This is a genomic window from Rhodocyclus purpureus, from assembly GCF_016653115.1.
Classification (GTDB): Bacteria; Pseudomonadota; Gammaproteobacteria; order Burkholderiales; family Rhodocyclaceae; genus Rhodocyclus; species Rhodocyclus purpureus.
The window spans coordinates 44,591-66,271 of the sequence record NZ_NHRX01000027.1; the positions used below are offsets into that span (position 1 = coordinate 44,591).

Sequence of the window (21,681 nt, forward strand, 5' to 3'; positions counted from 1 at the left end):
CGCCGACCGATTTCCGTACAAATCTGGCGTCACCGCGCCCGCAATGTCCCTGCCAAGAGAGCATCGTAGTCTTCCTTGGTGAACGCAGGGGCCGCGAGTAGATTCTGTGCGAGCTCGCGCTTGCGGTTCATCAGTTGCTGAAGCTGCATGTCGAAACTGAATTCCTCTGCCTCAGGTAACACGGCGAGCGGATAGTAAATATGTACAGGCTTGGTCTGACCAATCCGGTAAACGCGATCGGAGCACTGATCTTCGACTGCCGGATTCCACCAGCGCGAGAGATGCACGACATGATTCGCTGCGGTAAGCGTTAGCCCGACGCCACCAGCCTTCGGCGAAAGAAGCATGACATCGAACCCCCTATCTCGCTGAAAGAGATCGACCCGCTCTTGTCTGGCTTCGGTGCTGACTTGACCATTGATGACCATAGGCAGCCGCGGAAGGCCGTAGCGCCGCTTGAGTAACAACGGGAGCTGGTCCGCCTCCTGAAGATCCAGCGACTCCAGGAAGATCAGAACCTTCTCCCCCTTCTCTGCGATTCGATCGAGAATCTCGATTGTTGCTTTCAAGCGCGCCGAGTCCTCAACGAGCAGTTCGCTTGACTGGGCCGTACCCTCGATCAGCACGGGATGCAAAGAGATGCGCCGCAAAGCATGGATCATCCCCAAGGTCCCTTCCGGACCGGAGAGTTCCTTTACGGCGATTGCCCGCATGTAGGCTTCTCGTTGGCGCTCGGGCATGGAAACCTGGACGACATGCTCGTGTTTCCTGGGCAGCCCTTCGAGTTTGTCGCTCTTGAGCCGACGCAGGAGCATTTTCGGTGCGCCGGGAGTGTCGTGGCTCTCGTCTTGCCAAACTAGACTGCGAAGAGCCGCCACATCGGCACCCTCGCCTTCGTACCGGGCACTGAAGCTCTTGAGATCTGCCAGAGCCCCTGGCTGAACCGTATCGGCGATGCACCAGAGGTCAGCGAGCCGGTTTTCGACGGGGGTGCCGGTCAATGCCACTACAAAGTCGGCGTTCAACGCCTTCGCCGCATGGGTCATCCGCGCCTTAGGCGATTTGATCTTCTGCGCTTCATCGAGGATCACTGCGCTGAAGAGTACTGCACCAAAGCTGAGCTGGTAGTCCGAGACAGCCTCGTAGTTGGCCAGTACGACGTCTCCACTAGCCAGTCTCGCGGTGTCGAGTACAGCCGTACCGTCAAGGTGACGCCCGCGGCGCAATGACCGAAGATGCTCACCATAGGCTCTGACTAGTGATCCGAGTCCTGGGGCCAGAAGATGCTCTTCAATCTCGCGCTCCCAGTTCCTCAGCAGTCCGACTGGCGCTACGATAAGCATCGGCTTTCTCTTCACCTCACCGTGCTCCATCAGTTCGCGGAGCCACTGGCAGAAGGCCAGAGCCTGGAAGGTCTTTCCGAGCCCCATATCGTCACAGAGCATTGCACCGCGACTTCCCTCCAGCCAGTGGCGCTGCAGCCACTGGACGCCAAACTCCTGATGCGGCTTCGGGGACGTCCGCAACCCGCCGGGCAGGCGTATTGTGCCCGGACGTTTGCCGACGGAGACCTTGTTGAACGAGGCTTGCTCGAAGTTGGTCTCGATGATGAGGACCAGGATAGTCCCTTGGTCTTTCACATCCGTAGAGCTTCCCGTTTCCCGCTTTTCCAAAGCAGACTGAAGCTGTTCAAGCGCCTTGAGATTGTTCGGCGTTGCCGGGACCGACTTGTCACCAATAATAGAAGTTGCCTCCTCTGCGGTGATCGCCTGGCGCATGGCGCTCACTGCGGCGGACAGGGACTCCTTGTCGAGGGGTATCTCTACGCCATCAACACGCACTCCACTGGCTGTCGGTGCTGCCCAATTCTGTGGATCGATTTTGATCCAAGGTAGTACAGGAGCAGTCCACTCCCCCACATCTCGCACGCGCTCTGCAAAGTGCTCAGTCTCCACGAAAACAGAGGGTGCCGTGTCATCCAAGCCCAGTAGTTCCCTGATTGATGCTTCCGGGCGCATCGCTGCACACTTGCGCTGCTCGGCCGGAGCCTTCCTCAGCTTCCTGACTGCGGCCAATGCCTGCTGTAAGTGTTCGTCGACGACCACATAAGTGCCTTGCGTGATTGGAAACGCCGGGACCCCCTCCCGCAGTTGATCCAGTCGCTGAGGAAAAAGGCGTTCATCAACCTCGGTCAAGGCTCTTACGTGTTCGATTCCTCCCCCGTCCGCCGCGGGCCTTGCCGCCAGCAGGACTGGTTCCACTTGGACGTCGCCCCTATCGTCAGTAATGATGCTGAAAGTAAGGAAGGAAGCGGTAACAACCCTGAACGACCTGAGGAAACCGTCGGTCAGCCCGCTGGCATGTTCCTCGCCCAGAGCCTGGCGAATGCGTGCCCAAAGACGGAACTGCTCTTCCCAAGAGTCCGCAGCGGGCCGGTTGAAATCCTCGACCATCGACAGAACCTGAAAAATCGGCGAAGGAATACGGAAAGTCTGTCCCCGCCACTCCAGCCACAGACCGTTCCGCTGCGCATCACGCGCGGGAACCGTCTTACCAGGCTGCAGCCAGCGCACAGCAACGCTCGCGCCGGGTTTGCCTATGGCCCCCGACAAGCGTATGTCAAACCCCAAGGAAACATTGGGTGGTAACCCAAGGCCACGAGCGACGCTCTCCGACCACGTCGCAACGCTGAATGCAGGAACCGACAGCTTGTTTCCGGAGATGCGTGCTTCTCCGGCTTCAATCGCGTTCGCTATTGCACTGGCCGACGGCAAGGGTAGACTGCCGATCCATTCGTTCAGGCTGATTGGCAACAGCCAGATGACTTCTTTTGGACCGAAGACAACGCTCACAGCACCTCCCAGTCATTGAGGTAGATACCCGTATGCTGGCTTATGAAGTCTCGTGCCTTTCGCTGCCAACTACCCACTTGAGAATTCATGTGTCGCAACTCCGGATTCAAATTCATACCTTCGTGAAAATCGAGCGAAAGCGCCGCGCGAAGGTCCTGACCGTCATAATGCATTAGATAAAGAGAGGGTACGCCATCGCTGCCATCAACATAGGCCCGGAGACTACCGCTGTGACTCCACTCTGTAAAAACCAAATGGCCAATCTTCAGCAGCAGCACCGATTGATTAGACATCGCGCCACTGTCCAGCGAACCATACCCCATCCTGTCCGTGTCGACCTTCAGCTTCCTAACGACGTTCTGTGCCTGCACACCCAAAGCAAGCCAAGCTTCCTGGATGTGCCCCGCGTTGTAGTAGGCCATCCAGAACTTCTGCCGGTAGCGCCAGATTTGGTCGGCTGTCTGCTCCAGGACACGCATGAAACCCCGCAGCGTATCACCAGCTAGCCAGATCTTGATAACCGTCAGTGCTCGCTCAGAGACGCCGTACCAGTGATAACGAAGATTCCCATCCATTCGCGGATCGCCATACACGTCGACGAAAAAACGTGCCAAGGTTCTTTTGACAATATCCGGCGTTTTTTTCCCGAGCCACGGCTCCAGCAGCGCATCAGCAAACTTCACCCGGTGAGAGGTCTTTGCAACAGGAACACCCGACCGCTGTGCCCAGTCTAGTACCCTAGCAATGAGTGGCCAGTCATTAAATCTTTGAGCGTCAAATTCGAGGGTAGCATCGAACACCGCAATGCCCAATGCAGTCTCATTGAACGCTGGCCATAACAAATTCTCCTCGAAGACCTGCTCAAGGCGCAGAGGCGAAGTCATTAGCCTTTCAGCAAGCCTTCGAGGCACCAGTCCAGGCTCGAAGAAAGAAACATCCTGTTGTAGGCTTTTCAAGCGATCAGGAAAACTTCCCTCGCATCGAAGCAAAGCTATCTTCAAATTAGCAGCGAACTCAATAAATCCGGGATCAACCTGATCAAAAGCTTCGCAATACGCGAAGAACAAAGGAGTCAGCCAACGCTTGCTTCTGCGCGAACTGTCCATAGTGGCTTGAGGCAGATCCTCGGACCAATATCGTTCTACGAGTAGCGGATCGGTTACATGAAGTGGTAATTCAGGCGGCAGCCAGTAGGCGTATGGCAGCTTGCGGATCTCGCCAGTAGAGAGACTTCGATAACCATCGTCACGAGCTCGAGCATAGGATTTTCGCAGTCGTCGTCCGATCTCCTCGATAGGGGGCGGAGCGACGGTGCGTACCGGATTTAATGTTTGCACGACGGCTTGTAGTCGTGGAAACTCCGAAGGGAGAGGTGCGAACATCAACGTTACCTGCTGCTGCCATGGGCAGGCGCGAGCATAGGAAGCAGTTCTTCAATAGGCCTGTAGGTGAGAACGATCCTGAGGTCGACCCGGCGGTTGCGAGAATCTGACGGAAGCGAGTCCCTGAGGGGTCTCGATGACGCGTAGGCACTAAAGGAAAACAAGGGCTGGTCGGCTTTGTTCCTATATTCCCGTAGCGGCGTTCCAAGCACCAAGGCACGTTCCACGGCGCGAGCCCGGTCCAGTGACAGGTTTGTGTTGTCGTAGCCGGCGCGCAGCATAGGCCTGTTGTCCGTATGGCCTTCGATGAAGATAGTCTCGATCTCATGGCCGGACCTATTCTCCGGACAATTGCGGCCTCTTCGCTGATTCGATACGTAGCAGGGTAAGACTTGCGTAAGGCGGCTTGCGGCGCCAGCCAGTGCATCCTTGCCAGCTGACGTTAACTCTGCACTGCCAAGATCAAATAGCACCTCTTCGGGCAAAGATATCACGCCACTTTCCCGGTCGACTCGAACGCCAGGAAGCGCCAGCTTGACACCATCCCCTATCGCTTTTGTGACATTTCCTCTTGGGTCACCGGCTCCGAGAAGAGTGGCCCGCTCAACCTCGACTTCCTGCTGCTGACGCCGCTGCTCTAGCGCCAGAACAACAATAAGTATGATGAAGATAAAAAGGAGGCCGATCATCAAGTCCGACGCCGACGCCAAATAACTACCATTAGAATCGCTTCCGGTCTCCTCGACCGCCGGTCCGTGATGCTTACGCAACCACATCAATCAGGCCCTCGCCAAGCGACCGTCGAGCACTTCGCCGAGTTCCTTGATCGCCTCTTCCATCCCCACAATTCCTTTATCAAGAATTCCCTCGGCCGTGGTTAAGCGAGCGTCGAGCACTTCACCGACCTCCTCGACGGCCTCTTCCAAACCGACGATTCCTTTGTCGAGACTTCCCACAGCCTTCGCCAGTTGATCGTCCATCTTGCGGTGAAGCTCGGCAACCATGAGGGAGTATTCGGAAACACCCACGGTGATCTCGGCAACAGTGGCACCCAAGGTCTTTGAGGTACTTGCCATCGATTCCTTCGCCTCACTCATCATACTGGCCGTCAGTTGTACTGTCTGCTGCAAAAGATCCAGCAATCGTTGCACAGAAGCCATCGCTTGTGGCGTTGCGTCCTTAACCGCATTGACTACGGCACGCTGTTCCAAAGTCATCTCCTCGACGCTGTCCACAGCTTCCGCCAACTGGCCACTGAGGCGTTCGAGGGCGCCGCCCGTTACCGTCAGTTGTTCCGCAACGGATTGGAGCCGACCGAAAGCGGTATCTGCGGTTTCCAGAGCGCCGCGAACGAAATCGGCTCCTTGCTTGCCCAGATCCGAGGCCTGACAAATCGTCACGTCCAGATCATTCATGGCCTCCTTGATCCCCTGCGTTGCACCGGCAAGATTTTCTGCTCCCTTGCTTAGGTTTACAGCAACGTGCTCTACGCCAGCCATGAGATCCGCGCCGGCTTTATCCAAACGATCTGCTGCCTTCGCTGCACCTTCGCCGATCGCCTCCCCAGCCATGCTAAGGCGCCCGGACAGAGCCTCCAAGGCTTGGCGCAACTGCATCATTTCGGAATCCGTCGTCTGCTTTAGCATCGTACTGAAGTCTTCCAGCATCTGCTGCAGAGCTTCCTGATTCATCGTACCGATCTTCTCGCTCAAGCCATCAATCGCACCAATCAGTCGACTTGTCATGGCCTCCATTTGGGGTGAGAAGGCCTGCGTAATTGCTCCAGCGAGCGATACCGCTAGATCAGTCTCAAATCGCTTGAAAGTACCGGTTTGCTCGCGCAGTTCCTCCAGCAGCTCTTCATTCAATCCCAGCAGATCCCCTGCCTGATCAGCCGTGCGGCTGCTAGTCTGATGCAGATCCCTCGAAATCTGCAGCTGAGCATGCATAAACTTTTCCCCGCCACCGGTTCCGACCATACGGCCGACACGGTGGAGCACGCGATCTGCTGCAATCTTGACCTTAGCGATGTCGCGTCGTGCTGCGATGGCCCAAAGGATAGAGGCAAAAAGTCCCGCTAGAGAGGTCAAGAATTTCGATCCAGCAGCACCCAACAGATCACGCGTGGCAATGAGCAGATCAGCCTGAACCTGCCCTGACTGAGCGACAAGAGCGGACGTCGCCTGAGTGAGAGCAAGAGTGAGGAAGAGAAACGTGAACAGCAAACCAATGCCGACGAGCAGATTGGGCACCGCTTCAGCCAGCGCGAAGTTCATCGATCGCGACAGGAGCGCATTCGCTGACCAGAGATCGCGCGGGGCCCCAAACATTACGTAAATGGGCCTGGGCTCCGATGCCAGCTCAATGACACGATCCTCCGTCTCCTCCCAAGCAGCCGCGACGGCAGGGTTGCAGGCTGCTGTAGAGCGCGCATGCGCGCTCACTAACGGCCAATCATCCGTCGAAACCTCTAGCTCTTTCGCCAGAGTGTTCAAGTCGCCCTGAAGACGAAGGACGGCGCGCCTAAACCATGACAAATAGAAAAAAAGAGAACCAAGAAGGATGACTACGGAAGCCCCAGTCGCGAAGGGACTGTTACCGAGGAAGTCAAGCCCTGCAGAGAGCCAACCATTCAATTTTTGTTCCCCTTCTGCAAAGTTACGGTGACCGCTACGGGCTTGGAGCCCCTACCATCGTTTCACCAGCATGGAATACAAAACGAGCGAACTGATGAAAGCTGATTATCCTCCCAATGCTATAGAGATCAAAGTCGACCGCGAGTGAGTGTGTTTCATACGGAATTTCGTCTTTCGAGGGCTATGTGAGATGACTTTGCCTTTGAAGAAAAAGGAATGAAGATACCGAAGCAGGCACACACGACCAAGTTCCAGGAGCTGGCGTTCAAGCTGGTCAAGGACGCGCAGACAGCAGGAGCGGTGGCGAAAGAACTCGGGTTGACCGCGCAGACCTCGCGGAGCTGGGTGACGGCGCCAGCAGAAGGACAGCTGCACCATGCTGGCGCCAAGGTCGTGGCACCCGAAAGATAGAGTTGGACAGCGGCCGGAGACGGCTGCGCAAGCTCATCAGGCATGAATGGGGAATCCGGGCCGCGGCATGAGAGTCCCCGCTCCCGACGCAGCCGCGTAGATCGGGGTAACGCAGCGTAACCCGACAACAATCGCGACCTGCCTACGCCGGCTGACGGTTCACCCCGCGACTACGACCCGGCTCACTCCCCCTGCCATCCGCTTCACCTGCACGCGCGTGCCGATGCGCTCGGTCATTTCCTGGACGTGCGAGATGACGCCGACCTTTCGCCCCTGCGCCTGCAGGTTGTCGAGCGCTTCCATGGCGACGCGCAGCGATTCGCTGTCGAGGCTGCCGAAGCCTTCGTCGATGAACAGCGATTCGACGCGGACGCGGTGCGAGGAGAGCGAGGCGAGGCCGAGGGCGAGCGAAAGCGAGACGAGGAAGGACTCGCCGCCGGAGAGCGAATGCACCGAGCGCACTTCGTCGCCCATGTCCTGGTCGACGACCAGAAGGCCGAGGCTGTCCTTGATGCGTTCGAGCCGGTAGCGCCGCGACAGGCTCTCCAGGTGGCGGTTGGCGTAGCCGAGCAGGACGTCGAGGGTCAGCTGCTGGGCGAAGTTGCGGAATTTCTTGCCGTCCGCCGAACCGATCAGCTCGCCGAGTTGCGACCAGACGCGCTCGCGCTTCTGCTGCGCCTCGATCGCCTCGCGCAGGGCCTTCGACTTCTGCAGGCGCTCGTCGTCGCCGGCAAGTTCGAGCTTCAGCTGCGCGGCGGCTTCGGCGGCGCCGGCGAGCTCGGCCTTCACCCGCGCCAGCTTCTCACCCAGCGCCTCTTCTCCCTCTCCGCCGTCTTCGGCACCCTGCCCACCTGCCGCGCCCGCTCGGGTCGCCTCGTGCCTGACCCGGCTGTCGCGGCAGCTGGCGAGGACTGCGGCGGCGCTGACGACGGCCTGCTCGATCTTCTGCAGGCGCTCGCGCTCGCCGGCGATCCAGGCCGCGTCGAAGGCGAGCAGGATGGCGATGCCTTCGCGCGACAGGGGCTCGTGGTCGCCACGGGAATTGAATTGCGTGAGCCACTCGGCGAACGCGCGCTCGGCCGCATCCGCTGCGCGGCGATGCTTTGTCAGCGACTCGCTCGCATGCCTGAGCGCTTCTTCCGCCCGCGCGCGCCCGGTCTCGGCCTCTTGCCAGTCCTTCTGCGCCGACTCGTGTTTCGCCTTCGCCTCGGCGATGGACCGGCCGAAGTCGGCTTCGACCTCGGCGAGCGCCTTACCGGCGAAAAGCGAGCGGCGCTCGTCCTGCTGCGCGCGCAGGCTGGCCCCGACCGCGTCGCGCTGCGCCGACTGGGCCTTGAGCTGGCTTTCCGCGGCTGAGCAGGCCTGCTCGTGACCGGCGATCGCGATCTTCAGGCCCTCGGTCCTGCCGGAAAGCTCGGCGAGCTCCTTCTGCCGGCCCAGCCACGCGGCGGCGTCCTCTCGACACGCGGCGACGAAGGCATCGCTGTCAGCCAGCCACTGCCCACGCCAGTCGGCAGCGACGAAGGCGGCATCGAGCTGCACGAGGATCGCTTCCAGTTGCGCGGCAGCAGCCTCGTCACGGCGACGCTTTTCGGCCAGCGCCTGCTCGACAGCCTTGCGCTCGGCCTCGATGCGGACAAATTCCTGGCGGGCGACTTCGAGTTCCTGCCGGGCGCGGTCGAGCGCCTTCTGCGCCGCCTCGCGCTGCTGCAGGGCCTGGCGCTGCGCAGCCTCCTCTTCGCCCAATTGTTTGATGGCCTGATCGAGCGCGGCCTGCTCCCGCTCGAACCAGCCGCTGCGCTCGCCGTCGTCGACCGCGCCCGCCTCGCCGGCGAGCGCGTGTTCCTGCCAGCGCGCCTCGCTTTCCTGCAGGCTGCGAGTGAGCGCCAGCAGGTCGGCGTCGACCTGGAGCAACTGCTTTTCTGCGCCGTTCTTCTCCGTCTCGGCAGCAACCAAGGACCGCGTCAGTCCCTCGTACGCGCGGCGCGCATCGGCAACGCTCGCCGCCAGCGCCTGCAGCATCGCGTTCGCCTGCGGCGCGTGGGCGGCATACGGATGCTCGCCCGAGCCGCAGACCGGGCAGGGTTCGTCCGGCACCAGCAAAGCGCGCATCGATTCGACCTGCTCGCTCGCTGCGAGCCGGGCCAGGTTCAGCGCGCGCTCGGCGGCGGCAAGGTCGCGTTCGAGCAGCGGCTGCTGCTGCCGGCCGGCCGCGAGCGTCGCTTCGCTACGCCTGACCGTTTCGAGCAGCGCCTCGCGCTGTCGGGCGAGTTCGCCCTGTCGCGGACGGAGTTCGCGCAGGCGGTTCCAGGTGAGCGAGCCCGAATGCAGCAGCTCGCGCCGTCCCTCCAGCGAAATCCTGCGGCGGGCGATTTCCTCGGCGGCAAAGGCGGCGCAGGCCTTCTCGGCGGCGCCGAGCCTTTCCTGCGCTGCATCGTGCGCAGCGCTCAGCCGGGTACGCGCCGCTTCCGCCTTCTGCAGATCGGCGGCGGTCCTGCGCTCGCGCGCGAGCAAGGCATCGATCTCGCCGGCCAGCCCCTTCCGCTCGCCATGCACCGCGCCGGCCTGGCCGAACAGGACCTCCCAGCGCTGCCAGCCCTCGGCCAGCGCGCGCAGCCCTGCCTTGCCGGCCAGCCAGCGCTCGGCCGCCGCCACGCCGTCCTGGTTCTGCTGCAGGGCGCGGCGCGCCTCATCCGCCTTGCGTGTCGCCAGCAGATGTTGCTGCCGAGCCTCCTCGTGCGCCTTGGCCGCCGCCTGCACCTGCGGCAGCAGCGCGCCGATGCGCGTGTCCAGTTCCCTGGCCTTGGCCAGCGCCGGCTGGGCGTCGCGCTGCGCCGACTCGGCCGCGCCCAGTCGCTCCGCCGCCGTGTCGACGGCCTGCCTGCAGCCCGTCACCCGCGCCTCTGCAGTGCCGAGTTGCTGCCGCCGTTCGCCGATCAGCTTCTCGGTGGCGACGATCTCGCCGGCGACGCGCCCGATCTCGGCGCACAGCGGCCGTGCCGCCTGCACCTCATCGATGCGCGCGAGCTGCCGGTAGCGATCGCCGGCAGCGGCCTGCGCCGCCTTGGCGGCCTCCAGCCCCTGCGCCGCCTCGGCCTCGGCGAGCTTCAGCGCCGACCATTGCCGATGCCAGCGCAGCTGCGCCTCGACCTGCGCCTGCTGCGCGTCGAGCGCCTGCTGCCTTTCCTGCTGCGCCTTCAGCGCCGCTTCCTTTTCCTCGCGCTGCTCCACCGCCAGCGGCTTCAGGTCAGCGAGTTGAAGGGTCAGGCGGTTGAGCTCGGCCTTCTCGTCCTTCATCCGCTCGAAGGCCGCCTTCGACAGACGGCTGAAGGTGTCGGTCCCGGTCAGCGTCTGCAGCAGCTCGGCGCGCTCGTTGTCGGACGCCTTGAGGAAGGTGGCGAAGTCGTTCTGCGCGAGCAGCACCGCGCGCGTGAACTGGTCGAAATTGAGGCCGATGATCTTCTCGATCAGAGCCAGCGTCTCGGTCTTGCGATGATCGCTGAGCACCTGCCCGTCGCCGATCCGCTGCAGCGTGATTCCACTGTTCTGCAGCGCGCCTTCGGCCTTGGCACGCGCGCGGCGGACGCTCCAGCGCGAACGATAGGCGACGCCGTCGCTGCCGACGAAGTCGACCTCGGCATGGGCCTCTGCGGCACCGCGGCGCAGGATCGTGCGCGGATCGGCCGGCGACACCGCGTTGGCGCCCACGTCCGGGATGGTTTCGCCACGTGCCGTGGCGCGCGCCAGGCGTGGCGTCCGCTCGTACAGTGCCAGGCACAGCGCGTCGAGCAGGGTGCTCTTGCCGGCGCCGGTCGGGCCGGTGATCGCGAACAGCCCGGCCGAGGCGAGCGGCTCCGACTGGAAATCGACGACGAACTCGGACGACAGCGAGGCCAGGTTCTTGCCGCGGATGGCGAGGATCTTCATCTCAAACCTCCGCTTCCGGGGCGCTGTTCATGAGTTCTGCGAAAGCCGCCATGATCTCGGCGGGAACGTCGCTGCCGATCTTCTGCCGATAGAGCCGCTGGAAGAAATCGGCCGGTTCGAGCGAATTCAGGGCGTCGAGCGAAACAGGCGCCGCCGCGTCGCTCGACTCGTCGCGCATATAGGAAGTCTCGATGCGCGCGAGGCGCACCGGCTTGCCCTCGATCGCCGCCTCGACCTGCGTGCGTAGGCCGGGCTCGGGCTGGCCGAGCTGGACGCGCACCTGCAGGAACGGCCACTCGCACTCGGGACGCTCGGGCAGGTCGAGCGCGTTCAACTCGGCGAGCGCCACTTCCAGCGCCGCCGGCCGCTTCGGAACGCGCAGCAGCTCGACGACCCGCGGAATGTGGCGCGGACGAATGTTGGTCGCCACCTCACCGTCGAGGTCGAAGACGACGACCTGGTGCGGATAATCGACTTCTGAGAAGGACATCGGCAGCGGACTGCCACAATAGCGACGCGACGGGTCGCCGCCGACCTGTTGCGCCAGATGCAGGTGCCCCAGCGCGACGTAGGCGATCGCCGGGTCGAAGATGGCGACCGGCAGCGCCTCAGCATCGCCGATCACGATCCTCCGCTCGGACTCCTCCGACACCTGCCCGCCGCTCACATGGCAATGACCGAGCGCGACGATCGCCTGCCCCGGCTCGCGTTTCGCGCAGGCAAAGGCCATCGCCTGTCGGTAGAGCGTCTCGATCCCCGCCGCGTAGGCGTCGCCCCCCTCTTCGCCACCGTCGACGCGCGGAACGTCACCGGGACGCAGGAAAGGCATCGCGATGCACCACGCGGCCACCTCACCCTCGCGGTTCGTCAGAGGAACGACGACCCGCTCGAGCGCTTCGACCGAATCCGGGCGACTCACCTGCCCGACAACGTGCGCGCCGATCAGCGACATGAACGGCGAAGGCGCTTCGAGCCGCAGCGCCGAGTCGTGGTTGCCGGCAGTCATCACGATGACGAGATGCGGAACCCGCCGCCGCGCCTCCGTCAGGAAGCGGTAAAGCTGCGTCTGCGCCGCAGCCGAAGGATTGGCGTTGTCGAAGACGTCGCCGGCGATCAGCAAGACATCGACCGACTCCTCGACCAGCGTATCGAGCAGCCACGCCAGGAAGCGCTCGTGCTCGTGACTTCGCTCGAATTGATGAAACGACTGACCGAGGTGCCAGTCGGAAGTGTGCAGCAGGCGCATCGACATTCCCTGTTCGGCGGATTGGCCGTGATTGTCCCAGTTCTCGGGGCATGGCGGCAAAGGGGTACGTGTCGTACATGTGGCACGGGTGGCACGTGTAGGTCGGGTTAGCGAAGCGCAACCCGACGACTTACATCCGCACGATTTAGGCAAACTGCATGGATTATGCCGTCCACATAACCTCTCACACAGAGCAGCTCTCCAAGGTCACGCCATACGCTCTCTCAGGAAAGCGCCAGCCCTAGTCAAGCATTTTTCATACCCAGGGCAAGGAGATTTTACCCTGATCATATATGCCAAAAGCGCGTTCTTCCTGTATCATCTCTGCATACTCTATGTCCGTCATCATCCTCAAAGGCAGGTGCGCGAGAAACTCCTCCAGCTCACGTTTGCCATCTCGTCGGGACGAAGCCTGCTGTGGAAGAGAGTGAAGAACCAAGCCTACCCTGGCAGTCCGTCCCGGAGCGCAGCCTGTAAGGCTTCAGGCGGATGCGAGCGCGCAAGCGGGCGAGCAGGTGGAAGGATCTAAGGAAGGAACTGTGGACAGCTTGTCCGACATGGCAGCACACTCGGATTTTGATAGTTTTTTCGTATTCAGTAACTTAGAACCTGGAGCACGCATATCCGTCAGTCCGGCAAGATGTTCACTTTCAGTTTTGACGACGATTTCACCTTAGGCCATTCAGTCCAACCGACCTATCTCCGTATGTCAATCGAAGAGCACTTCTGCACACAATGCTTCAAAGCTACTGAGCTTATTGAAACAATTCGTCTCCGCGGCTCGCCTCTCGCTGAATGCAAGATCTGCGGCGGGCTAGACACGCTGGCGCTGCCGGCTGACGACACGCTACTGAAGAGGATCTTTCGAGCACTTATCCGCGTTCACTATTCTGAATGGCAGTACAACGGTCATTTGGGAGGCGACGACCTTTCCACCGTGCTCTTCGGTCAAAATGCAGTGATGAATCTTCAAGCTACGGCCTCTGCCGAGGAGTTCGAGAATGCCTTTAGCTATGTAGAAGACGGTTGGTATCCAAAGGCCGACGAAGATATTTCCCTCGGTGGTGGCTACTGGGATGGAGGAATACTCGTTGGGCTAAAATCACGACTCTCGTTCAAACTCACAACGCTGCTCAAACGAAGCTTTGACGAGAACTACTTCTTGCTTCAAGAGGATTTATCCAAGCTCCTCGAGCAGACACGATCAGACATAGACGCCAGTTTGGAAAAGGGTACCCGGCTGTTTCGCGCACGCATCGGAGTCAGCGAACGCTTGACCCCCAGGAGCCCCGACTACGACCCAGACTATCTCTACGTCGCATACACAGGTGACGCCATAGGCAGTCCTCCAGTGCATATCGCATCCGAAGGTCGACTCAACCGAGCGCGCGTATCAATACTCTATCTCGCCTCAGACCGAGAGACGGCAGTGGCAGAGGTCCGACCACATCCAGGACACATCGTATCCACGGCGGAGTTCGAGTCGACTCGCGCTTTGAAGATTGCGGATCTGACAGCAAAGGACATTCGCAACTTCTTGAGCGACACCCGACTCGAGGAACTTCGCTTAATCTTCTCTTTCAACTCTTTGATGAACTTGCCGGTAACTCCCGACCGCAGGGAGTACTACCTCATTACACAAATCCTTTCCGATTGTGTCAGGCAAGCAGGGTTCGATGGGGTGAGGTTCCAGAGTAGTCTTGGTCCGGGAAGCAACTTTGCTTTTTTCAATGCGACCGACTTTGCACTCGTACCGAAAAGTGAAGGTGTACTGGCCGTCAAAGCCCTCGCCTACGATTTAACTGAGATGCCAACAGCCCAAAAAGATTACCACAAGGATGAGTTCGACACCGATCAAGACGATCCGCTTTCTACGCTGTTTGATCTGCTAGAAAGACACAAGTGAGAGCGCGTCGACAGCGACCCTACCCATCAATCCACAGGACGATGCGCGACGAAACCGCGCAGCGCCTGTGATTTCAAATCGGCGCGCACCACCACATGCGCACAATCGAAATGTTTAAGGTATTTGTCAGCTACTCAACGCAAGACTTAAAGAACGTTGCTGAGTTGCAGCAGTCGCTCGTCGAAGCCGGTTTTGAAGTGTTTGTGGCCGAGCATGCCGTTCTTCCCAGTGAGCATCTTTCCGCGAAGATTTCCTCGGCGATTGCCGCCTGCGATCTATTCATTCTCCTGTGGAGCGACAAAGCGAAGGCGTCCGAGTGGGTATCACAAGAAATCGGGAAGGCACACTCACTAAACAAGCAGATTCTTCCACTGGTCCTTACGGAGGGTCTTAATCTTCCTGGATTCATCAGTGATTTGAAGTATCTCCCCGTCTTCCGGGATCCTCAAGCCGCAATAGCCCAAACCCAAGAATTCATACTCAAACAGTTTCAAGCAAGGCAGGCGGCCGCACGCCAGAAGAAAGAAGAAAACGCGCCCAATTTTCTTGTTCTTGGAGGGTTAGCGCTTTGGTTGCTCAGCCAGAAGTGATGCCCAACCCGGCAGTCGGGGGGGTACCTGCGCGAAACTCCGTACAGGGTGCTCACTTCCACGTTAGGGCGAATGAACGCTATCGCGATGAAATTAATTTCTTAAAAAATCTGCAGAGAAACAGAATGGTGGGAAATTGACATGTCAGAACCGGACTACCAAAAGCAAGCCCAGGATTTTTACGGCAAGGCTCCCGTTATTATCTTAGGTAGTGGCGCATCGGCTGCACATGGCATGTCCGGAATGGGGGCACTTTCGAAGTACTTGGTCGCGCATACCGACCTTTTTGACCTATCTGTAGCTGAGCTTGAAGCCTGGAGCAAATTCCGCCAAATCTTAGCCGATGGCATAGGCTTAGAGTCCGCCCTACATCAAGTCGCCGTTTCAGAGGCACTCACCGCCAGAATTATCAAAGCAACTTGGACACTCATTAACTCCGAAGATATACAGACCTTCCTAAAAAGCCTTCAGAACAAAGAGATGTTTCCTTTGAGCCGCCTTCTTGAGCATATGTTCAGAAGCAGCCTAAAGATAATAAACATCGTCACCACGAATTATGATCGATTGGCAGAGTATGCCTGCGACCAAGGGCGAATTCACCACTTCACTGGCTTCACTCATGGCTTTTTTCGTCAGCTCGCCACATCAAATGAAATTATGTCATCGCGCCGGGTGAACATCTGGAAGGTTCATGGATCATTAGATTGGTTCCAATCCCCTTTAGACGACACCGTTGCCCTCGCCAATATCTGTGGAATACCCGAAAACTACGAACCTCAAATCGTCACTCCCGGCACCCACAAGTACCAAAAAACCCACCTTGAGCCATTTCGCTCCATCATCAACAATGCTGATCAAGCGATTAACGCCGCCACGTCATATCTATGCATCGGCTACGGATTTAATGACGAACACATCCAACCGAAGCTTATAGTTAAATGCCTACGCCATCACACGCCTATTACCATTATCACGTATCAGCTTTCCGAACCAGCCAAGAAACTCATTCTTGACAGCAAGGCGCAGAACTACCTAGCGATAGAGCGTGGGGCGACAGACGATCAGTCCACAGTCTACTCATCATTGGTTAAAGATCCGTTGATCGTAGAAAAGAACATCTGGAGCCTTGAAGGCTACCTGTCACTTATTATGTAGGGAGACGTCATGCCAATTTTTAGCTTTAAGGATCATGAAGCGCTTGGGAAGGTTGCCTCCGTCGACACCACAAATGTTATCGTAGATGTGGAAAATGTCGAGCAACTCAAACGCCTGCAAGTTAATCACCTCGCTGTACTGCAAAGCAGCAGGCCAGGGCAGCATCTTATAGGCCTTATCACACAGGTGACTCGCAAACGTGGCATCGAGGAAATTGCTATAGACGGCATTATTGACCAAGCTTCAGAGCTAAACCTGTGCCGTATCGCTCTGATAGGTACCATGCTGGATCGTGATGGAAAAAAGGAGAATGTTTTCCGTCGCACATTGGAAAGTGTTCCAGAAATCGATGCAAATTGCTTTTCTCTAGAGGGCGAAAACCTCACTGGCTTTATGCGCACGCTCTCTAACGTCTCGGACGACGGAAATTCCCTGACCCTTGGAAAATATACACTGGATGAACACGCTGTTGCCTATCTCAACGGCAACAAGTTCTTCCAGCGTCATGCATTCATTGGGGGTAGCACCGGCTCGGGAAAATCTTGGACGACTGCCAAGATTATCGAGCAGATGTCAGGGCTATCTACCGCGAATGCCCTTGTTTTTGACCTTCACGGAGAATATTCACCATTAGTAGGCGGAGGTATTCAGCACTTCAAAATTGCCGGGCCAGCAGACGTTGATACCAAGAGGACAATCGACGACGGGGTACTTCATCTACCTTACTGGCTACTTTCGTATGAGGCGCTCGTATCAATGTTTGTTGATCGCAGTGACCAGAACGCCCCCAACCAAGCCATGATTATGGCGCGCGAGATCAATCAAGCGAAACGCAAGTATCTGGAGGACAAGGGCCAGCACGAAGTACTTAAGAACTTCACTGTCGACAGCCCTGTCCCGTTTGATCTTAATTTTCTCATGGGAAAATTGAATGAGATCAACGTCGAGATGGTTCCTGGATCCCGTGGCGACAAGCAAGGTGATTTTTTTGGAAAACTAGCCCGAATGATTTCTCGCCTTGAGAATAAAATCTACGATAGACGCCTTGGCTTCATGTTCAACGGTGGTGGAGATGTGTTGGATTTTGACTGGCTTGAAAAGTTCACCAATGCAGTGCTTGGCAGCACAGGCGAGAACGGCAAGGCTGGGATAAAAATAATAGACTTTTCCGAGGTTCCTTCAGACGTTCTGCCGTTAATCGTTTCCCTTGTCGCACGAGTTACCTTCTCTGTGCAGCAATGGACACCGTCTGAGCTACGCCACCCCATTGCGCTCCTCTGTGATGAAGCTCACCTCTACATGCCTCAGCGAACCATGGCTGATTCTGCCGACGACATCTCCCTGGATATCTTCGAGCGTATCGCTAAGGAAGGTCGCAAATATGGCGTTAGCCTTGTTGTAATCAGCCAGCGTCCATCCGAAGTAAATAAGACAATGCTCAGCCAATGCAGCAACTTTGTATCCATGAGGTTGACGAATGCGGAGGACCAAAGTGTTATCAAGCGGCTTCTCCCCGATAGCCTAGGCGGATTCAGTGACATTCTTCCGACCCTCGATACAGGTGAGGCTTTGGTTGTCGGTGATGCGAGCTTGCTACCGAGCAGAATTCGAATCGACGAACCAGAAAACAAACCGAATAGCGGCACGGTCAATTTCTGGGATGAATGGCAAAATCCAGTCAAGGAGAGGCGGCTGTCGATCGCTGTCGAAAATTGGCGAAAGCAGAATATTCAATAGTTTTCACAAATCTGCCAGCCTGATTTCGCTATAGCAATGCGTTCTAGCGGACGTGCTAGAACGCGCCGCTGAACTCAAGCGTTAGGTACTTCGCCAACAGCCACGATACACAACGAGATACCAGATGGGAAACAATAATTCACAACCTGACTTCGGATCATTCCATCGCTCGGTTACAGAAGAGTTGTACTCACTCAAGGACAGAATCCGCAATCTGGTTAGTCATTGGCTAACGGACGGCGAGTCCAAGGAAGTTGCGCTTAGGAGCGTACTAAGGAGACATCTTCCTACCTCGGTCACCATTGGCCGGGGCTTTATTGTTACCCCGACCGAGAGTTCAACTCAAGTTGATATTTTGATCGTTGACTCAAACAAACCTACTCTCTTCAGAGAGGGTGATTTGCTAATCGTCACGCCAGATGCAGTCATCGGCGTTATCGAAGTCAAGACCAAACTTATCGGCAAAAGGCCAATGACAGATACTCTAGAAAAACTGTCAAAAATTGAGGATCTATGCCGAGATTCAACGGGCGGAGGTTCTGTTTGGACTGGCCTCTTTGTCTTCGAGGGAAACGATTCACTGCAAGAGCGCCTCCTCGGAGCTGTCGGCGAGGCGTATGAAAGCACACGATGTCCAGTGAACTGTATTTCCTGCGGCAAAGACCTATTTGTTCGTTACTGGGCTCGTGGAGAAGATATAAATAGTTACGAGAAAGGAGCTGTTTGGCACTCATATGTTCTTTCTGGCGTAGCTCCTTCGTACTTTATGGGCAATCTCATTGACTCTATTTCGTCCGTTGACCATTCAACCGCAGGCTTCGCGTGGTTTCCGATGCTAGGTGGTAAAGAGCAACACCGAAAGTTCTACTTGCCGCTCGGCCGCACTACGCCATTGCAGTTTTAGTAAACCGGAAACTCGAAGTCATATGAAAATAGCACATGAGGAAGCGCTGATTAATTCAAAAGACATCTCGCCGTCCTCCTAAGAATCAATAAGTTGCGAGGAGCCGAATAGTAAAGAAACCGATTAAGTCAATGCTTTCCTAACCCGCCAGTCGAGGGGACTGCGCAAAAGCGCGTGGCCCCTCGCTTTCACGTTAGGCGCGAAGTAATAGCGTATGCGCAAAATATACAAGATACTCTGTTGGGTTTTCGAGGGCCTCTTCCCGATCCCGCATGGATGGCGTCAGGTCTCGCATTGCGACATTACTTTTCTGGCAGCAGATTTATCTCGGTGACGAGTTGGTCGAGCGAATGCAGAGCAAGGCTACTATTCGAGGCGACGCGCCGACTGTGCCGCAGACCCAGCGCCCCGGGGCACCCGCTCTGGCGTCTATTTCTGCCCGCCACCAAGAGCGCAATGCCCCGATCGTGGCCGCCTATTTGGCCAGGGTCTATAGCTACAGAGCGATAGCGGAATACTTCAGGTTCACTTGGGAACGGTGCGCCCCGGAGTTCGACAGTTTTGTCATAAAAATCCCGGTTTTTGAGGCTCAACCCTAGTGTTTACGCGGGTTTACGGGTTTTCTTGGCAAAACGTTTGTGGGGGCACGTCGAACGAAAGTTAGAAGATATTTGACAGGCTTTATGCCGGTGATAGAGTAGGGGCATGTATGTCAAGATCACCCGCTCCGGGCCCCGCCGCTATGTCCAACTGCTTGAGTCCTTCCGGGATGAAACCGGCCGGGTCAAGAAACGCACCGTCGCCACTCTCGGACGCCTCGACGAGATCGGTGGCGCTCTCGATTCGGTCATCAATGGCCTGCTGAAGGTGGCCGGGCGCGAAGGCCTCCCCCCGGCGGCGACGCCGGAAGTCACCTTTGAATCGGCGCGCGCCTTGGGCGACGTCTGGGCGCTCACGGAACTGTGGAAGGAACTGGGTTTTGGCGAGATCGGTCGGTGTCAAGATAGATGTCGTTAAAAACGGTGCTGCTCTTTAAAAACTCCTGTCATTTTTCAAGCCGCTTGGGGCGCTGCCCCAAACCCCGCACTCGCCGTGAGGCAGCCGGGGCCGGCGTTCGCCGCCCCCGGCGCCGATAGCGTGGATGAGCGCCCCGGCGTCAAGGGTAAAGCTTCGCCGCGGCCAGGGCCGCGCCCTTGACCCCGGCGCGCTCATGCAGCTTTCCTCGCCTGAGCAGCCTCTTCAGCCTTCGCCGGCGGGTTGAGCCAGACGCACTCGGGCGCCACCCAGGCGCGTGTGTGACGCTTCCAGCGCAACGGATGCTGCTCGCGTGCCGCCGCATAGACCTGCCGCCGTCGTTCGAGAATGCGTCGATCCTCCCCGCGGTGACGCGCGTCCGGCGTGACGAAGGCAAGCCCGCTGTGGAAGTGCTCGGTGTTGTACCAGGTCACGAAGCGATGCGTCCATTCCCGCGCTTGGTCGATGCTGGCAAAGCCGTTGGCCGGGTAGCCCGGCATGTATTTGCAGGTACGGAACCAGGCTTCGATATGCGCGTTGTCGTCCGAGACGCTGGGACGGCTGTGCGAAGGGGTGATCCCCAGCGATTCGAGCTTCGCCTTGAGCGTGTAGGACTTCTGGATCGCGCCGTTGTCGGCATGCAGGATCAAGGGCTTGCCGCGCAATTGCTCGCGCCAGGTGGCGCGTGCGATGAGCGCAGCCGCCTCGTCGCCCCCTTCCTTTTCGTGCACTTCCCAGGCCACCAGCTTGCGGCTGTAGATGTCGATCACGGCGTAGAGATAGAAGAACAGGCCCCGGGTGTGGCTCGGCAGATAGGTCACGTCCCAGGACCAAACCTGCTTGGGGCCCGTGGCGACATGCCGGACCGGCTCCCGCCGGGTGGGCGAGCGCTGCCGGCCCCGGTGGTGCTGCGCGTCGGCTTCCCGCAGCACGCGGTAGAACGAGGATTCGGAGGCGAGATAGACGCCTTCGTCGGCCAGTCGGGGCACGATCTGGCTCGGCGGCAGGTCGGCAAAGCGCGGCTCGCAGCAAACCTTCAGGATGCTCTGCCGCTCTTCCTGGCTCAGCTTCTGCATTGGCGGCGGGCGTACTGCCTTCGGGCGGCCATCGCCCCGGACACCCTCCGGCACGCACCAGCGTTCGTAGGTGCGCACCGACAGACCTGCTTCGGCACAGGCGCGCGCCAAGCGGGCGCCGGCGGCGTGTGCCACCTTGATCTCCTTCACGAGTTCCTGGCGCTCTGGCAACGCAGTCATGCGTCCCCGTTTTCTTTCCAGAGCGCCTCCATTTTTCGGGAGAGCACCAGGAGCGCCGCTGTCTCCGCCAAGGCTTTCTCCTTGCGCCGCAGCTCTTTCTCCAACTCGCGGACCCGCTTCTTTTCCTGCGCCCGTTGCGCCGGTGTCACCCGCTCGCCGGACACCGTGTTGGCCTCCTCGCACGCTTGCCGCCACGCCTTCACCTGTTCGACGTACAGCCCCTTCTTGCGGCAGTACTCGCCCAGTTCGGCTTCCGACAGCGCGGCGGTCTCCAGCACGACGGCGAACTTGTCGGCACCGCTCCAGTCTTCGGCGTTCTGGCCGTTGCCGGGCACCGCCCGACCGCTGGCGCGCGCCCGGTTCCGCCACAGGTACAGCGTCGCTTCAGGGATGCCGGTCCGCGACGCCACCGTCGCCACCGGAAGGTTCTCCGGCGCGCTCATCAGCGCCAGCGCATGTTCTTTCTTCTCTCGGGAATATCTCGCCACAAAGCACCTCGTCATCGCCCCTGATTCTATAAAACTCCGTTCAACGGAGAGTCGAGTAGCCCGAGGGAACCTCCCCCTCAGGCCCTCACAGAACCGTACGTGAGCCTCTCGACTCATACGGCTCTTCTCATCCATGACCCTTCGCTGCTGAGAAGACGAATTCCCAGTGCGCAAACA

Annotated in this window: 12 protein-coding genes and 2 pseudogenes; 7 read left to right on the forward strand and 7 right to left on the reverse strand. The window is 58.6% G+C overall.

Features of this window, described 5'->3' with window-relative positions:
* Positions 1-29: 29 nt before the first annotated feature.
* The 4 genes from CCR84_RS16775 to CCR84_RS05340 all read right to left on the reverse strand — a co-directional run bounded on the left by CCR84_RS16775 (position 30) and on the right by CCR84_RS05340 (position 6,510).
* Entirely contained in the window at positions 30-2,852 is a 2,823-nt protein-coding gene (locus CCR84_RS16775; protein ID WP_201210348.1) for an SNF2-related protein, read from the reverse strand.
* Positions 2,849-4,234, reverse strand: coding sequence for an EH signature domain-containing protein (locus tag CCR84_RS05330; RefSeq protein WP_201210350.1), 1,386 nt, complete (start codon positions 4,232-4,234; stop codon positions 2,849-2,851). The genes CCR84_RS16775 and CCR84_RS05330 overlap by 4 nt, the downstream gene beginning before the upstream one ends.
* A gap of 5 nt (positions 4,235-4,239) precedes the next feature.
* Positions 4,240-4,923 carry an OmpA/MotB family protein gene (locus CCR84_RS05335; RefSeq protein WP_242508562.1) on the reverse strand — a complete coding sequence of 228 codons (684 nt, stop codon included), beginning with the start codon at positions 4,921-4,923 and terminating at the stop codon, positions 4,240-4,242.
* A gap of 90 nt (positions 4,924-5,013) precedes the next feature.
* Positions 5,014-6,510, reverse strand: coding sequence for a hypothetical protein (locus CCR84_RS05340; protein WP_201210355.1), 1,497 nt, complete (start codon positions 6,508-6,510; stop codon positions 5,014-5,016).
* A 576-nt stretch (positions 6,511-7,086) separates the two neighbouring features.
* On the opposite strand from CCR84_RS05340, the gene CCR84_RS05345 reads away from it, so the two are divergent.
* Positions 7,087-7,281, forward strand: coding sequence for a hypothetical protein (locus CCR84_RS05345; RefSeq protein WP_201210357.1), 195 nt, complete (start codon positions 7,087-7,089; stop codon positions 7,279-7,281).
* 159 nt (positions 7,282-7,440) lie between these two features.
* On the opposite strand, the gene CCR84_RS05350 is transcribed toward CCR84_RS05345, so the two are convergent.
* Both CCR84_RS05350 and CCR84_RS05355 read right to left on the reverse strand, forming a co-directional pair.
* A complete protein-coding gene (locus tag CCR84_RS05350) occupies positions 7,441-11,208 on the reverse strand; it encodes an AAA family ATPase (RefSeq protein WP_201210359.1) in 3,768 nt (1,255 codons plus the stop codon).
* A 1-nt stretch (position 11,209) separates the two neighbouring features.
* On the reverse strand, positions 11,210-12,460 hold the full coding sequence (locus CCR84_RS05355) for an exonuclease SbcCD subunit D C-terminal domain-containing protein (RefSeq protein ID WP_242508556.1): 1,251 nt from the start codon (positions 12,458-12,460) through the stop codon (positions 11,210-11,212).
* A 634-nt stretch (positions 12,461-13,094) separates the two neighbouring features.
* Between CCR84_RS05355 and CCR84_RS05360 the strand changes: the two genes are divergently transcribed.
* The 6 genes and pseudogenes from CCR84_RS05360 to CCR84_RS05385 all read left to right on the forward strand — a co-directional run.
* The gene (locus CCR84_RS05360) at positions 13,095-14,360 is read left to right on the forward strand and encodes an RES family NAD+ phosphorylase (protein WP_201210362.1); all 1,266 of its coding nucleotides are present in this window, start codon (positions 13,095-13,097) and stop codon (positions 14,358-14,360) included.
* Between the two features lie 95 nt (positions 14,361-14,455).
* Positions 14,456-14,950, forward strand: a complete 495-nt coding sequence (locus tag CCR84_RS05365; protein WP_201210363.1) for a toll/interleukin-1 receptor domain-containing protein — start codon at positions 14,456-14,458, stop codon at positions 14,948-14,950.
* A 141-nt stretch (positions 14,951-15,091) separates the two neighbouring features.
* Complete coding sequence (locus CCR84_RS05370; RefSeq protein WP_201210364.1) at positions 15,092-16,105, forward strand: SIR2 family protein; 1,014 nt, start codon at positions 15,092-15,094, stop codon at positions 16,103-16,105.
* 9 nt (positions 16,106-16,114) lie between these two features.
* Complete coding sequence (locus CCR84_RS05375) at positions 16,115-17,842, forward strand: ATP-binding protein (RefSeq protein ID WP_201210365.1); 1,728 nt, start codon at positions 16,115-16,117, stop codon at positions 17,840-17,842.
* A gap of 124 nt (positions 17,843-17,966) precedes the next feature.
* A complete protein-coding gene (locus CCR84_RS05380; RefSeq protein ID WP_201210366.1) occupies positions 17,967-18,746 on the forward strand; it encodes a DUF6602 domain-containing protein in 780 nt (259 codons plus the stop codon).
* Positions 18,747-19,451: 705 nt separating this feature from the next.
* Positions 19,452-19,760: pseudogene (locus tag CCR84_RS05385) on the forward strand (IS1634 family transposase); the annotation flags it as partial.
* 194 nt (positions 19,761-19,954) lie between these two features.
* Here CCR84_RS05385 and CCR84_RS05390 read toward each other — a convergent pair.
* Positions 19,955-21,504 (reverse strand): annotated as a pseudogene (locus tag CCR84_RS05390) (IS3 family transposase).
* Positions 21,505-21,681: the final 177 nt, after the last annotated feature.